The organism is Veillonella parvula, from assembly GCF_047241225.1.
Classification (GTDB): domain Bacteria; phylum Bacillota; class Negativicutes; order Veillonellales; family Veillonellaceae; genus Veillonella; species Veillonella parvula_O.
Window position 1 is genome coordinate 70,644 of record NZ_JBKTIE010000003.1, and the last position, 14,837, is coordinate 85,480.

General features: G+C 40.0%; 14 protein-coding genes. All 14 read left to right on the plus strand.

Translation table 11 applies throughout. From position 1 onward, the window contains the following. Positions 1–99 precede the first annotated feature (99 nt). Positions 100–639, plus strand: coding sequence for a hypothetical protein (locus ACLRYO_RS06365; protein WP_012863703.1), 540 nt, complete (start codon positions 100–102; stop codon positions 637–639). A gap of 309 nt (positions 640–948) precedes the next feature. Continuing rightward, positions 949–2,136, plus strand: coding sequence for a flavodoxin domain-containing protein (locus ACLRYO_RS06370; RefSeq protein WP_120055924.1), 1,188 nt, complete (start codon positions 949–951; stop codon positions 2,134–2,136). 692 nt (positions 2,137–2,828) lie between these two features. Then, positions 2,829–4,559, plus strand: a complete 1,731-nt coding sequence (locus ACLRYO_RS06375) for an S-layer homology domain-containing protein (protein WP_077707926.1) — start codon at positions 2,829–2,831, stop codon at positions 4,557–4,559. A gap of 418 nt (positions 4,560–4,977) precedes the next feature. Next, positions 4,978–5,463, plus strand: coding sequence for a GNAT family N-acetyltransferase (locus ACLRYO_RS06380; RefSeq protein WP_004694271.1), 486 nt, complete (start codon positions 4,978–4,980; stop codon positions 5,461–5,463). A 188-nt stretch (positions 5,464–5,651) separates the two neighbouring features. Beyond that, on the plus strand, positions 5,652–6,401 hold the full coding sequence (locus ACLRYO_RS06385; RefSeq protein ID WP_105086814.1) for a DUF969 domain-containing protein: 750 nt from the start codon (positions 5,652–5,654) through the stop codon (positions 6,399–6,401). Between the two features lies 1 nt (position 6,402). Further along, positions 6,403–7,332 carry a DUF979 domain-containing protein gene (locus ACLRYO_RS06390; protein WP_413084773.1) on the plus strand — a complete coding sequence of 310 codons (930 nt, stop codon included), beginning with the start codon at positions 6,403–6,405 and terminating at the stop codon, positions 7,330–7,332. A gap of 113 nt (positions 7,333–7,445) precedes the next feature. After that, positions 7,446–8,099, plus strand: coding sequence for a pyroglutamyl-peptidase I (pcp, locus tag ACLRYO_RS06395; protein ID WP_105086816.1), 654 nt, complete (start codon positions 7,446–7,448; stop codon positions 8,097–8,099). A 264-nt stretch (positions 8,100–8,363) separates the two neighbouring features. After that, a complete protein-coding gene (locus ACLRYO_RS06400) occupies positions 8,364–9,479 on the plus strand; it encodes a glutathione S-transferase C-terminal domain-containing protein (RefSeq protein ID WP_105086817.1) in 1,116 nt (371 codons plus the stop codon). 124 nt (positions 9,480–9,603) lie between these two features. Further along, positions 9,604–11,094: an MmgE/PrpD family protein gene (locus ACLRYO_RS06405; RefSeq protein ID WP_105086818.1), complete on the plus strand. Its 1,491-nt coding sequence runs from the start codon at positions 9,604–9,606 to the stop codon at positions 11,092–11,094. After that, positions 11,087–11,926 (plus strand): transporter substrate-binding domain-containing protein, encoded by an 840-nt coding sequence (locus tag ACLRYO_RS06410; RefSeq protein ID WP_105086819.1) that lies wholly within the window; start codon positions 11,087–11,089, stop codon positions 11,924–11,926. Before ACLRYO_RS06405 ends, ACLRYO_RS06410 begins: the two co-directional genes overlap by 8 nt. Before the next feature lie 55 nt (positions 11,927–11,981). Then, the gene (locus tag ACLRYO_RS06415) at positions 11,982–12,698 is read left to right on the plus strand and encodes an amino acid ABC transporter permease (RefSeq protein ID WP_105086820.1); all 717 of its coding nucleotides are present in this window, start codon (positions 11,982–11,984) and stop codon (positions 12,696–12,698) included. 6 nt (positions 12,699–12,704) lie between these two features. Then, a complete protein-coding gene (locus tag ACLRYO_RS06420) occupies positions 12,705–13,421 on the plus strand; it encodes an amino acid ABC transporter permease (protein ID WP_004694252.1) in 717 nt (238 codons plus the stop codon). Then, positions 13,418–14,191, plus strand: a complete 774-nt coding sequence (locus ACLRYO_RS06425) for an amino acid ABC transporter ATP-binding protein (RefSeq protein ID WP_004694249.1) — start codon at positions 13,418–13,420, stop codon at positions 14,189–14,191. Before ACLRYO_RS06420 ends, ACLRYO_RS06425 begins: the two co-directional genes overlap by 4 nt. Before the next feature lie 129 nt (positions 14,192–14,320). After that, the gene (locus ACLRYO_RS06430) at positions 14,321–14,803 is read left to right on the plus strand and encodes a GNAT family N-acetyltransferase (protein WP_004694248.1); all 483 of its coding nucleotides are present in this window, start codon (positions 14,321–14,323) and stop codon (positions 14,801–14,803) included. The last annotated feature ends 34 nt before the right edge of the window (positions 14,804–14,837 follow it).

Consider the following 14,837-nt stretch of genomic DNA (forward strand, 5'->3'; position numbering starts at 1 on the left):
CTTTTTTTGTAGGACACTAGCGGTATACGTAGTTGTTCTTCATATATTAGAGTGCTATATTGGTAGATGTATGGCAAAATATTCTTTAAGGAGGCCTTTATGAATTCTTCGATGTATCGAAATTTAACCATTACTGCTTTATTGATGGCACTAGCCATCATGATTCCTATCGTGATGCCTTTGAAAGTTGTGATTCCACCGGCATCGTATACATTGGCGAGTCATGTTCCTATATTCTTAGCTATGTTCTTATCTAGAAAGATGGCAGCTTGTGTCGTGATAGGTTCTACGCTCGGCTTCTTTGTAGCAGGGTTCCCACTTGTTATCGTTATGCGTGCTGCATCTCATATCATCTTTGCCTTGATGGGGGCTTACTATATTAAACATCATCCAGGCGTATTAACAGGGGCTCTATCCTTTGTTGCGTTTAACCTTGCTTGTGCTATCGTTCACGCTATTGGTGAGGTACTAGCATGCCTATTGTTCTATACTACCACTACGATGCCAAACATTGATCTCATCTACGTTGTATTTGTTCTTGTAGGTGGCGGTACCATCGTTCATAGCTTGGTTGATGGATATATTGCATTATATATCTATAAAGCTATCCCTGGACTATCTAAATCGGGTAATAAATAATCATATAATTACATATACTCGTAACCACTCATGGGAAATCGATGTGTACTAATGTACGGCATGTGATTACCTATGAGTGGTTTTTATAATAATTCTCAAATCTGTACCTACAGATACAGACTTAATTATGCGATATGATTATAATAAAACCATAACTAATGACCGATTTATGTTGTATTCATTGATACAACATGGGGCCATATATTGGGGAATACCGGTGAAAGTTGCTTCTCTCATCTGTGGGCCTTTATAGACTCATTAAAAGATATGAGGTGAGTATATTTACTTTCACAGAACATGGAGGTTATTATGAGAAAGCACATTAAAAACAACGTATCATGGGTTGGTAAAATCGACTGGGAATTGCAAGAATTTCACGGCTCTGATTACACCATTAATAATGGATCTAGCCAAAATGCCTATTTGATTGAAGAGGAGAAGACGGTCCTCATCGATACTGTATGGAAACCTCATTCCTCTGAGTTCATTGATAATTTGGAATCTGAAATTGATTTGAATACGATTGATTTCATCGTATGTAACCACGGCGAAGTGGATCACAGCGGTTCCTTGCCTGCATTGATGGAAAAAATCCCTAATACGCCTATTTATTGTACAGAAAATGCTGTTAAGTCCTTGGTTGGACAATATCATCACCCTGAATGGAATTTTAAAACTGTTAAAACAGGGGACTCTGTAGATATTGGGAACGGTAAATCCTTGGTGTTTGTGGAAATGCGCATGCTCCACTGGCCTGATTCCATGGCGACGTACATGACAGGGGATAATATCTTGTTCTCCAACGATGCATTTGGTCAACATTTCGCTGTAGAGGAATTATGGGCAGATAAGGCCGATCAATGCCGTCTATGGGAAGAGGCAATGAAGTATTACGCTAATATCTTAAATCCGTTTTCTCCATTGGTAAAAGCTAAAGTTGAAGAAATTCAAAAGCTTAACTTGCCAATCGATATCATAGCGACTAGTCATGGCGCGATTTGGCGTGAAAATCCAATGCAAATTGTAGAAAAATACTATGAATGGTCGCAAGCGTACCAAGAGGATCAAATCACAATTGTATACGACACTATGTGGGACGGCACCAAGAAGTTGGCACATAAGATTGCTGAAGAAATTGCGAAACAATCCCCTGATACACGTGTTAAGATTTTCAATATTAGTAAAACCAATAAAAATGACATCATGACAGAAGTCTTTAAGTCTAAAGCTATTGCTGTAGGGTCCCCAACAGTAGGTAATAGCGTATTATCTTCCGTAGCTGGTTGGCTTGATTTCTTGCGTGAGTTGAAATTCAAAAATAAAAAGGCTGCTGTATTTGGTACCTATGGCTGGTCTGGTGAATCTACAAAGGTACTCCGTGAAGAGTTGACTAAATACGGATTCTCTGTAGTAGAGCCTGAAATCAAATGTAACTGGAACCCCGAAGAATCCGACTTTAATAAAGCAGAAGCACTTGTAAGTGCATTATTAGTATAATTACATATAATAAAGAAAGATTCTTGTTATAAAGCCCCTATCTTCATGAAGAGTAGGGGCTTTCTTTCTTTGATCATATACATAAAATATTGGTCAATATAAATCATATTTGTCATGTTTATTCTCATAACATTCTCGTTATTGTCTTTTTGAGCATTGATTTGCATTGATAGATACTGCTACTATAGAAATATAAAATTATAATAAAATGAAAAGCTTTTGATTAAATATACAAAATAGCTTAATTCACATATAATTCATGAATTAAGTGTGAATGAGGTGTAATAAGGGTAAAAGGTATATTTTTCGTACTTATAAGGTGGTTATTTATTTATAAGTTATACAGTTTGTTACATGAGAAAAGTTTACAAAGTTGCGAAAAATTTAACTCATAAGGGAAAATAATGAGTAAAATTTATTTCACTATAAAGCTAGGAATAAAGCAGATTCTGATAGGTATAAAAACTTGTTAATTTAATTTGTGTTAGAAAAAAGGGTTGTGTATATCGTAAAACTTTGATATGCTATGCGGGTAATCGACAATATAAATTTTTCTTAAACTGATATAGGGGTATTTCTTTATGCTAATTTAGAATATTCACCTGTTCAGACCGAGGTGAGAGACGGAACATAGAGAGAATGAAAAATTGTATTGTAATTTGGATGATTTTTTAATTTAGTGAGGGTGTAAGATGAGAGAAATGAAACATTCCAAAAAATTAGCGTTTGCTGTATTGGCTGCTGTCACTGCTGTTGGTGCGAATGTTAATCCGGCAGACGCTGCTTCTGTTGTAATGGACAACACTAATGTTGTTACAGGTGCTAATAATGCAGTTGCGTATGGTAGCGGTAATACTGTAAAAGAATCTGATGCAAACTTCCGTGATCGTGATTACGAAAATGAGCCAGATGATGCTACAAAGAAAACTGGTGACTGGAAAAGTAATTCTGTCGCTATTGGTGTTAATAACACTGCAGCAGGCACCTCTGCATTAGCAATGGGTAATTCTTCCAAAGCGTTGATGAATGAATCTATTGCTATTGGTCATTCTGCTGAAGCACAACGTACATGGTCTACTGCTATTGGTACACGTGCAAAGGCTTCCGAAGTTCGCTCACAAGCTATTGGCTATGAAGCGTTAGCATCTGGCTATAAATCTAATGCGATTGGTTCTAGCGCACAAGCAACCAATAATCATTCTGTTGCTATGGGTTCCTCAGCCCTTGCATCTGGTGATCATGCTCAAGCATTTGGCGCTGGTGCACAGGCAACTAACGTGCGTTCTAATGCGTTTGGTTCTGATGCAAATGCTGCAGCTGACCATGCTCTTGCAATTGGTGATCATGCAAATGCAACACACTTAAACTCTATCGCTTTAGGTACAGGTTCCACTACAAGCGAAGCTACAGCACAAAGTAGTGCAACCATCGCTGGTCATACCTTCGGTGGCTTTGCTGGCGTAGGCTCTGCAGCTAATGGTTCCGTGTCCGTAGGTAAAGCTGGTGCTGAACGTCAAATTAAAAATGTTGCGGCTGGGGAAATCTCCGCTACATCTACAGATGCTGTAAACGGTAGCCAATTATATTCCGTAGCTAATGATTTACAAACACAAATCAACAATTCCACACCTGGTCAAATTAATAACAATATTAAGAACTTGACTAATCGTGTTGGCACTGTTGAAAGACGGGTTAACAAAGTAGGTGCAGGTTCCGCTGCATTGGCTGCATTGCACCCATTGGATTTCAACCCAGATGATAAATGGACAATTGCTGCTGGCTATGGTCACTACCATAATGCTAACTCCGCTGCGTTGGGTGCATTCTACCGCCCTAACGAAGATACAATGTTCTCTGTTGGTGGTACTGTAGGTACTGGCGAAACTCAATTGAACGCGGGTGTATCTATTCGTCTTGGTAAACGTTCCCCTGAATCCCGTTCCCGCGTAGCTATGGGGCGTGAAATTGCTGAATTGAACGCACGTCTTCAAGATATGGAAAACAAATATAACAACTTGTTACAAATCTTGACTCCACATGCAATTGATCCAAGCAAAACTGCTGAATTCCCAGACGTTCCTCGCAACCACTGGGCTTACCAATATATTAGCCAATTGGCTGGTAATGGTATCCTTGTTGGCTACCCTGATGGCACATTCAAAGGCGATGTTAAGATGACTCGTTACGAATTCGCTACAATGTTGTATCGTGCACTTCAAAATGGTGCTCCTATTGACGAAAACATGAAACGTGCATTGAATGAATTCGGTCCTGAATTACAAAATATCCGTCTTAACCACTTCCGTGTTGACCGTATTTCTGGTGATGATAACGATCGTCATAAAACTGAACGTGTTCGCGTTAACAACGAACCTAAAAACGAACGTGACGTATACGGTTCCCGTATATACAATAATCAATAGGGTTAACTTTCTCTAGAGATTGTAAAAGCTCAAAACAGGATGTATCTTTTGATACATCCTGTTTTTTTGTCTAAATCTTTTTGTTTGTGATATTGTGCTTATTTTATAAAAATACGTCAATCACGGTTAGAGAAAATAGAGTTTTTGATTGAGATTTTAATTGTATTGTGTTTATTTTTATACAAACACTCTTTCGGTTGAGAATTTGGACCTTTAATTTATTTGATACTTATTATGGTTGAGGGGTGGTGTATATATTACATTATTGCATATAAGATTTCCTTTATAGATATTATGATTTTATATAATGTTTATGTAAATATATTGCAAATAAATACATATAGGTGTATAATTACTTTCACAGAGTGAATTAATATACATAGTTTGTGAATAAAGATATAGACATGAGGGAAAGACCATGAAAGAATTTAGACAATTAACAGTAGCAGACACAGCAGAATATCATAAGGTATTAATCGACGGTTACGCAGCTATAAAAGACTATCCCATTAGCTTCGATGCCATTGATTTTACGGAAGAGGAATCTAAGGAATGGATTGAAAATTATCCTGTATACGGCTTGTATATTGATGGGCAATTAGTTAGTTCTATTACGTTTTGTATGCCTTGGGTGAAATACTCAACGCCGGATAAATATCCGCATATTGCTCATTTTGTAACGGCACCAGCTTTCAAAGGCAAAGGATATGCACGGGAAGTCTTGGGCTATGCAGAGGAGCTTTTAAAAGAACAGTTTAAAACACATATTGTTACATTAGGAACGGCTAAGGAGCATCCGTGGTTGCCTAAAATGTATGAATCCTTTGGGTTTACGGCGTATGATAAGGTTCATTTTAGAGGAAAACAGCATACAACTATATTATTTAAGAAAGAATTAAATTAATTACGTAAATTACCTTGTACTCTATTTGAGTGTTTTATGCTCTGATCGCAGATCAGGGACATTCACTAAATTTAGATACAAGGTATTTTTTTGTGTAAGATTATGACTATTCAGTATATAATATATACATATAACGTATCTTTATGGTTATATGTGTTATGGATGATTTGTAGAAAGGATGTGTCCATATGTTGATTTTGTCAGGTATTTTAGTGATGGTCATCGGTCTAATGCTACGCTTTAATGCCTTGTTAGTTGTCGTAGCCGCAGGTTTTGTAACGGGCCTTGCAGGTGGTCTCAGTATCAATGATATTGTTGGTGCTATTGGGGAGGCCTTTGTTAAAAATCGTTATATGTCATTATTTATTTTGATTTTACCTGTTATTGGTCTTATGGAACGTCACGGCTTACGTGAACGGGCAGAAATTTTGATTGGCAAGATCAACGCTGCTACTGCAGGGCGTATCTTTATGATTTATTTATTTGTGCGCCAAGTAACAGTAGCTTTTGGTATTAACATGTCTGGTATGGTTGCCATGGTTCGTCCATTAATCGCTCCTATGAGTGAAGCTGCGGTAGCTCAAGGTCGTCCAGTATCTCAACGTACGCTTGATAAGGTGCGTGGTGTAGCTGCTTCTGCGGATAATATAGGTAACTTCTTCGGTCAAAACTTATTCCTTGCTGCTGGTGGGTTATTACTCATCAAAGGCGTTATGGAACAATTAGGTTATTCTGTAGAGTTAACAGATATGGTATTGTACGGATTGCCAACTGCTATTTGTGCATATATTGTTAACTTCATTCGTTTTATTATCTTTGATAAAACAATTCAAGCCTCTGTAGCTCGTGACGAAGCGGATATGAAAGCTGGTAAATTAGTACCTAATGAGTTAAATATTCTTGTTACACCAGAAGAATTGAAGAAGGAGGCTGAATAATATGTTAGAAATACTCTATAAAATGCAGCCCTTAGATTATGTATATCTTCTCGTAGGGATTATTCTATTTATCTTTGCTATTCAATCATTTTTAGATAAAGAACATAAATATCGCATTGGTACAGGCTTATTTTGGCTCTTATATAGCATATCCTTTATCTTTGGTTCTTATCTCTCCAAGGAAATTAATGGCTGGCTTGTAATTGCTATGGCAGCTATCGTATTAGTAAAACAACTCGGCAAAGGCCATTACTTTGAATCTTCTATCGAATTCAAAAAAGGCGAAGCTGTTCGTATTGGTAATGTTATCTTCGTACCAGCGTTACTTGTTGGTATTATTACATTCTTCATTGGTTTCTTTACTAAGTTAGGCGCTCTTGTTGGTCTAGGTATTGCCGCAATCATCGCTATGTGTGCTGCTCTTTATATTACAAAGGGCGAACTTAACCAAGGTTTCCATGAAGGCCGTCGACTTATCGATGCTATCAGTTGGACTGCTATTTTGTCCCAGTTATTAGCGGCTCTTGGGTATCTATTTAATTTGGCTGGCGTTGGTAAACTTATCTCCAGTGCAGTCGCAAGTGTAGTACCAGCAGATAATGTATTCCTCGTTGTTGTGGCTTACTGCATCGGTATGGTTATCTTTACAATGATTATGGGTAACGCGTTTGCCGCATTTGCAATGATTACAAGTGCCATCGGTATCCCAATGCTCGTTGTAGCTCATGGTGCTAACCCAGCAGCTGTCGGTGCTATTGCAATGCTTGCGGGCTATTGCGGTACATTGATGACACCTATGGCGGCCAACTTTAATATTGTACCGGTAGCACTCCTTGAAATGCGCGATCAATACGGCGTTATTAAAGCACAACTTCCAATTGCATTAATTATGCTTGTATTAAATATTCTATTAATGTATTACTTTATTTAACCCTTTTGTGAAAGTACGATATGCTTATGAAACTATATGATATATCCTTCTAAGATTATGTATCATGTTTGATTATTCTAATGAACCATAAGATATTGTTATGAGGTAGTGTGATGAAAACAATTTTAATTACCGGCTTTGATCCATTCGGCGGTGAACCTATTAATCCCGCTTGGGAAGCGGTAAAAACAATGGATGGTTATACTGATGGTGACTACAAGGTAGTGACTCAAATGGTTCCTACTATTCGTTATAAATCTGTTGATACTGTAAAAGCGGCGGCTGAAGAGTGCCAACCAGATTTCATTCTCTGTGTAGGTCAAGCAGGGGGTCGCCCAGATATTACAGTGGAACGTGTTGCTATTAACTGCGATGACTTCCGCATTCCGGACAATGGAGGCAACCAACCTGAAGATGAACCTGTTGTAGCCGATGGTCCTAGTGCCTATTTTGCAACGTTGCCAATTAAAAACATTGTTAACGCATTGCATCAAAATGGCATTCCTGCAAAGGTTTCTAATACAGCTGGTACCTTTGTATGCAATCACTTGATGTATGGCGTGTGTCATTATGCAGCACAAAAAAGCAATATTAAGGCGGGCTTCATGCACATTCCATACTTGCCATCCCAAGTGGTGGATAAACCAAATCAACCCAGTATGGCTGTTGAAACTGTACGTGCCACATTGGAAACCATCGTTCACGTATTAGCTTATGGTGAAAGCTACAAGGCACAAGATATTAACTATACAACACCTCACGAATAAAAATCTTACCAGTGTAAGTGTTTATTTAATACACATAATCTAAATAAAGCTCGAGTTATATCTAGAAACGATATAACTCGAGCTTTTTATTTTTAATAATCATTATAAAATATAAATACCTACTATTGGCATAGGTATTTATATAATGTAATATGGGCTTATAATCATATTGAGTTAGTAGGAATAATTGAGGGATATCACAGAAGCTTTCACCATGAAAAGTGGAATAAAGCTAATGGGGATGATCTCTATAAGGAGTATAGAATGAGTGAACACGTAGATGTAAGTAAAATCAAGGATCCTACCATTGCGGCAGCTCGAAAAGAAGTTGAGTTCCAACGCGCCATGAATCCTTGCCCCATCGATTTTTCTGAGTTTCAATCTAGTAACCCTCGTTCTCAAGGGGAGCAAAAGGAGTATGAAGGTAAAGATGCATCGAATTTTAACCGTCGTCAAAAATATTCTGATAGTGAAGAGCCTCAATTCACAACACCTTTTGGCAGTGAACCAGGGTTTTTACCTGTAGAAAAAGATCGTTACCGCCTTGTATGGTCTAAGCATTGTCCTTGGGCCCATCGCATTGCTATCGCCATCGATTTGCTCGGTCTAGATAAGGTAATCTCTAAAGGTACAGTTGATCCATTGCGTCCAGCAGGTGTTATTGCAGATTGGTTCTTCACCCTTGATAAGGATGAGAAAGACCCTGTATTAGGCATTCACTCCTTAGGTGAAGCCTATCGCAAAGGTGATCCTAACTATGACGCACGTTCCACGGTACCAGCCATTGTAGATGTTACGACTGGTGCCGTAGTAAACAACGACTACCATGCGTTAACAACGGAATTAGCATTGAGCTTTAAAGATTTCATCTCTCCTGAGGCACCAGATATTTATCCAGAGGAATTACGTGCCGATATCGATGCGTTGAACGTTATTATCTACGCTGATTTTAACTTAGCGGTAAACTTGGCAGCTCTCGTAACAAACCAAAAAGATTACGAGTACTACTATGACCGTATCTTTGCTCGCTTGGACTGGCTTGAAGAACGCCTCAGCAAGCAACGTTACTTGATGGGCGATACGATTACCGATTCAGATGTTCGTATTTTCCCAACATTGGCGCGCTTTGACCTCGTATTCTACCAAAAATACTTGGTGAATAAAAAACGTCTCGTAGACTATCCAAACCTATGGAACTATGCGAAGGACTTGTATTCTAATCCAGCATTCGGCGGTACAACAGACTTCGATTCTATGCGTAAACGTTTCTACTATGTAGACCATACACCATTTGAAGATCTACCGCGCCTTGTTCCAAAAGGTCCAGACGACTCCATTTGGTTAGAACCGAATGATCGGGCTGAAAAATTTGGTAAATAAAAACGGCAGTAAATTTATATGTTGTCTGAACTGTATTTAGTAAATCTTTTACTATGAAATCTGATACATTACTGACGAATCAATCGATATATATTTAATTATAGATAACTGAAAGGGAGACTTTATGGATTCTGTAACACAGACGATTGTGAACTACATAGAACAAACGAATGTGACGAACCGTGAAGACCTCCTGTCAGTGGCTCGTATTGCCTTCCTAGATTATCTGGCATCCTTAGCACCAGCAGAGAACGAACAAGCCGTTCAAGACTTAGCTCGCTTTATAGGGGCTAAGTCATCTATAAGCTCGGATGTTAGCCGGGACATGAACTCCAGTGTTTTGAGTGGTAAGGTTATATCAGAGGGCAATACTGGCTTAGCAATAGAGAATGTATCTAAAGCTGATAAGGCTTTGTATTATGGCTTTGCTTCGCATTATCTAGATTTTGATGATGCCCAGGCGAACTTGGCGGGTCATTTCAGTACTGTTTTATATTCTGCTTTATTGGCAGTGCTCGAGCCGACAGATACATGGCACGATTTCCTTCGTGCTTATATCATCGGTGCCGAGCTAGAGGGGATTATTGGTTTCCTTATCAATCCTGAACATCGGACCCAAGGATGGCATTCTACGGGGACCGTTGGTGTCATTGGGGCGGCGGCCGCTATAGGCGCTTTGCGAGGCCTTCATGGTGAAAGCTTGGCTCAGCTCCTGTCTTTGGCTGCTACTCAATCGGCGGGCATGTTCTTTCAAAGTGGTACAGATGGTAAGCCGCTCCATGCGGGACTGGCAGCACGCAATGGTGTGTGGGCTTACGAACTGTTGCAATATACATCACTTCAAACAAGTACAAAACCGTTTGACCCTGAACGGGGTTGGTTTAAAACAATCGGTAATATTACCGTTACATCAAATGACATCGCTAGCCGTTGGTTAGCACCAGGGCAACTTATTGATCCTGGTTTGTGGATGAAAGTCCACCCTTATTGCTCGGCAGCCATTTGTGGCGCTGAAGCAGCTGAAACCGTGGCACATAGACTATATACATCTTCTTCGTATGTGTCTAAACATAACTACCTTTCACCAGATACAGAGGAACAAGATCAATGTAGATTATGTGCCACCCCCGATTTCTCCCTTTGGAAGGATATAGATAGAGTGACTGTTCATTTTCCACCTGGTGCTGATGCGGCCTTGCGTTATACATCGCCAAAAACAGGTCGAGAAGGGCAGTTTTCCATTGAGTATGTCGTGTACCAAGTCTTCGCTTATGGGGAGGTACAGGACGAGTTGTTTAAGATAGATATCATAGACTCATCAGTACGAGACTATATGTCACGAATTGAGCGTGTTTATGATTTACCGAAGGTATCTCAAACGGAGCGGATTACGAAAGTAACCATTACATTGAAAAATGGAGATACTTTTACAGAAACGGTAAATAATCCTAAAGGATCGCCGAAGAATCCTCTTACTATGGAGGATATATGCATTAAATTAGGCCTCACCTTGGAGGCTGACCAAATAGATAGAGTTATTGAGGCTTTTACCAATATAGATAAGGTAGAGTCATTCTTGCAAACATTGCGAAAAGAAGGAGTTTTACATGTTTAATACTAAGAAATTAACGAAATTGTTCGCCATCAGCGCATTGGCACTAGGCGTGCTTGTTGTGGCTGGTTGCGGTGATGATACATCTAAAGAAACAAAGGTGAATCCAGATGCTAAAGTGGTTAACGTAGCTACACGTGGTACAGTTCGTCCTTATTCCTACACAGATGATAACGGCAACCTTACAGGTTTTGACGTAGAGTTGTTGAAAGAAATTGAGCGTCGTAATCCGGATCTTCACTTCAACTTCAAACCAATGGCCGTTGATGCTGCCTTCGTAGCGATGGATGCAGGCCAAGTTGACATGATTGCGAACCAAATGCGTCGCAATCCAACTCGTGAGGCGAAATACTATTACACTAACGAAGTTAACAACTACTCTACACGTAAATTAGTGGTGAAAAACGACCGCAACGACATCTCTAAATTAGATGATTTGAAAGGCAAAAAAATTGCCGTTACCACATCCTCTGAGTTCAACGAATTAGTAAAACAATTCAACGAAACAGCGAATCCGCAAATTGAAGTGATCTATACAGATAAAGCCGGTGCCGAAACATTGAACCTCGTTGCTACCGGTCGTGCCGATGCAGCAGGTGAGTACGAATACGTAATTAACTCTGCTATTAAGGATCGTGGCTTACCACTCAAAGCCGTAGGCGATGTATTGGCAGTAGTACCAACTTATTTCTTGTCTAAACGTACAGATGACATGAAACAAGTAAACGAAAAAATCGATAAAACGATGAAAGAAATGCGTGCTGACGGTACGTTGAAAAAACTTTCTGAACAATATCTTGGTGGGGATTACACATTCGATCCAACACAAAAATAACGAATAGGCCGCCTTGGCGGCCTTATTCTATTATGTCTAGAAACGAGGTGCTACTGTGGGCAAGTATTTTGATGTGTCCTACATGATTCAAGCGTTTCCACAGCTCTTGAATTATGTTCACGTAACGGTGCTCATCACCGTTATTTCTGCCATCTTAGGTGTTATTTGGGGCTCTATCATAGCCATCATTCGCCTCAAGAAGGTACCAGTATTAAACCAATTATTTATTGTCTTTATCTCTTTTATGCGCGGTACGCCGTTCTTGGTACAACTCTTCCTCATTTACTTTGGGGTGCCAGAAATCATGTCCCATATGGGGCTTAACATGAGAAATGTGCCGGGTCTCGTATTCGTGTATGCCGTGTTTACATTGCATATTGCGGCTTATAGTGCTGAAATCATGCGCTCCAGTATTGATGCGGTTGCACCTGGTGAGAAGGAAGCCGCTAAGAGTCTTGGTATGACCGAGTTCCAAAGCTATGTGCGCATCATCTTGCCGCAGGCTTTCACCATGAGCATTCCACCGTTGACGAACCTCGTTATCGGCATGTTGAAAGGGACGGCGCTCATTTTTAACGTCGGCGTTGTCGATATGATGCGTAAGGCGGACCTCATGGGCGGCAATAGTCAGCGCTATCTTGAGCTATTCGTCGATGCGGCCATCATTTATGGTATTCTAATTATCATCGTGTCTCTCTTGGGCCGATTGCTTGAAAAACGTTTTACCGTTGCGGGCAAGGAAACGCAACGCATTTTGATCAGTGAGGAGTAGGGGCGTATGGGACATATAATCGATTCAACCTATATTTATGGCACCTTCTTTGCTGTCATTCCTTATGTGAAAGTCACCCTTATGATTACCTTCCTCAGCGTTGGTTTGGGTACAATCCTAGGGTTATTAAGTTGCGTGCTACAACAAAATAAAGTGCCTGTGCTCAGTCAGCTCAGCTACCTATATGTATTATTGTGCCGTAGTATTCCGAACATGGTTCTCTTATACCTCGTGTACTATGGTTTACCAATTCTATTCCTCGCGCTAGAGGATCAAACAGGGGTGCATGTGCCCTTTGAAAAGGTGCCAGCTACCTTTGTAGCCGTTGTAGGTTTAACCTTGCACACAGGAGCCTATTTGAGTGAAATCTTCCGGGCTGCCTTACAATCGGTACCGAAAGGGCAAATGGAAGCGGCTCAGGCCATCGGTATGACTTGGTTCCAAGCGTTCCGTCGCATCGTATTGCCACAGGCTACAGTCTTTGCGTTGCCACTATTTACAAATCAGTTCCTTAACACCATGAAGAGTACGAGTATCGTATTTGTCATCACAGTTATTGAACTATTTGGCGCTGCAAAGTTATATACAGAGGAAAATTCACAATATTTTGAGGCCTACATCGTGGTGGCCGGTCTATTCTGGGTGATGGGGATTGTATTTGAATTTATCTTCCATCGTTTAGAAATCTATGCAAGCAAGTATAAACGAGGTAATGCATTATGATAGATATTAAACAAGTTCACAAATCCTTCGGGAACCGTGAAATTTTAAAGGGCATCGACTTACATGTGCCAACAGGGTCTGTAACGGTTATCCTTGGCCCATCCGGTAGTGGTAAGACGACATTCCTTAGAACGCTTAACTTCCTTGAAAAGGCCGATGCAGGGACAATGCAGTTAAATGATATTTCTGTAGACCTCCATAAAGCGTCTAACAAGGAAATCTTAAACGCACGCCGTAACACATCCATGGTGTTCCAATCTTATAACTTGTTCTCTAATAAGACCGTTATTGAAAATATTATGGAAGGCCTTGTAACGGTTAAGAAGATGAAGAAATCTCAAGCCCGTGAAATCGCACAACGCTTCCTCAAGGAAGTAGGCATGGAAGGCTATGATGATTACTATCCGGTACAACTTTCCGGTGGTCAACAACAACGTATTGGCATCGCTCGTGCCCTTGCGATGGACCCAGAGGTTATCCTCTTTGACGAACCTACATCAGCCCTCGATCCAGAGCTCGTAGGTGAAGTATTAGCTGTTATACGCAAGATTGCGAAAGAGCTCAAGGTTACGATGATTATCGTAACTCACGAAATTGGCTTTGCCAAAGAAGTGGCTGACCAAGTCGTATTTATGGAAGGCGGCGTCATCGTAGAACAAGGGGATCCTAAGGTTGTCCTTGAACATCCAACAGAAGAACGAACACGCAAATTCTTGAGCCGTTACCTTACACTAGATAGCGAACAGCCACTAGATAGTGCAGCTTTATAAATAGTACTGCTCTATAAAAATACTGCTCTATAAATAATGCAGAGCATAATAATGCGTGCTATCCTAGTAATATAGAAATTCATGGCGACCTAATATTTTTAGAATTAGGTCGCTTTAAACGAGGTACATATGAAAGAATTTAGACAATTAACCGTAGATGATGCGGCTGAATATCACGAGGTGTTAATTGCAGGATATGCGGAGAATAAGAACTACCCTATATCCTTCGATGCTATTAACTTTAGCCCAGAAGAATCTCGGGTGTGGATCTTAAAATATCCTGTATTTGGTCTCTACGTAGATGGTTCCTTAGTATGCTCTATTTCATTCCGCATGCCTTGGATTCCCAAAGCTACGCCAGACGTATATCCGCACATTGCACACTTTGTGACAGCCCCTGAACATAAGGGAAAGGGCTATGCTCGTGAAGTTTTAACTGAAGCAGAAAATCTACTGCGCAATGTATATAAAACACCAGCCGTAACACTAGGTACTGCTGCAGAACACCCATGGCTTGCCAAAATGTATGAAGGCTTTGGCTTTAAAGAATATAAACGGAAACAGTTGCCTGGGAAGGTACATACAACGATATTCTTTAAGAAAACATTGTAGTTACCAAAATTCATTGCATTCTTCAAAGAGTTTT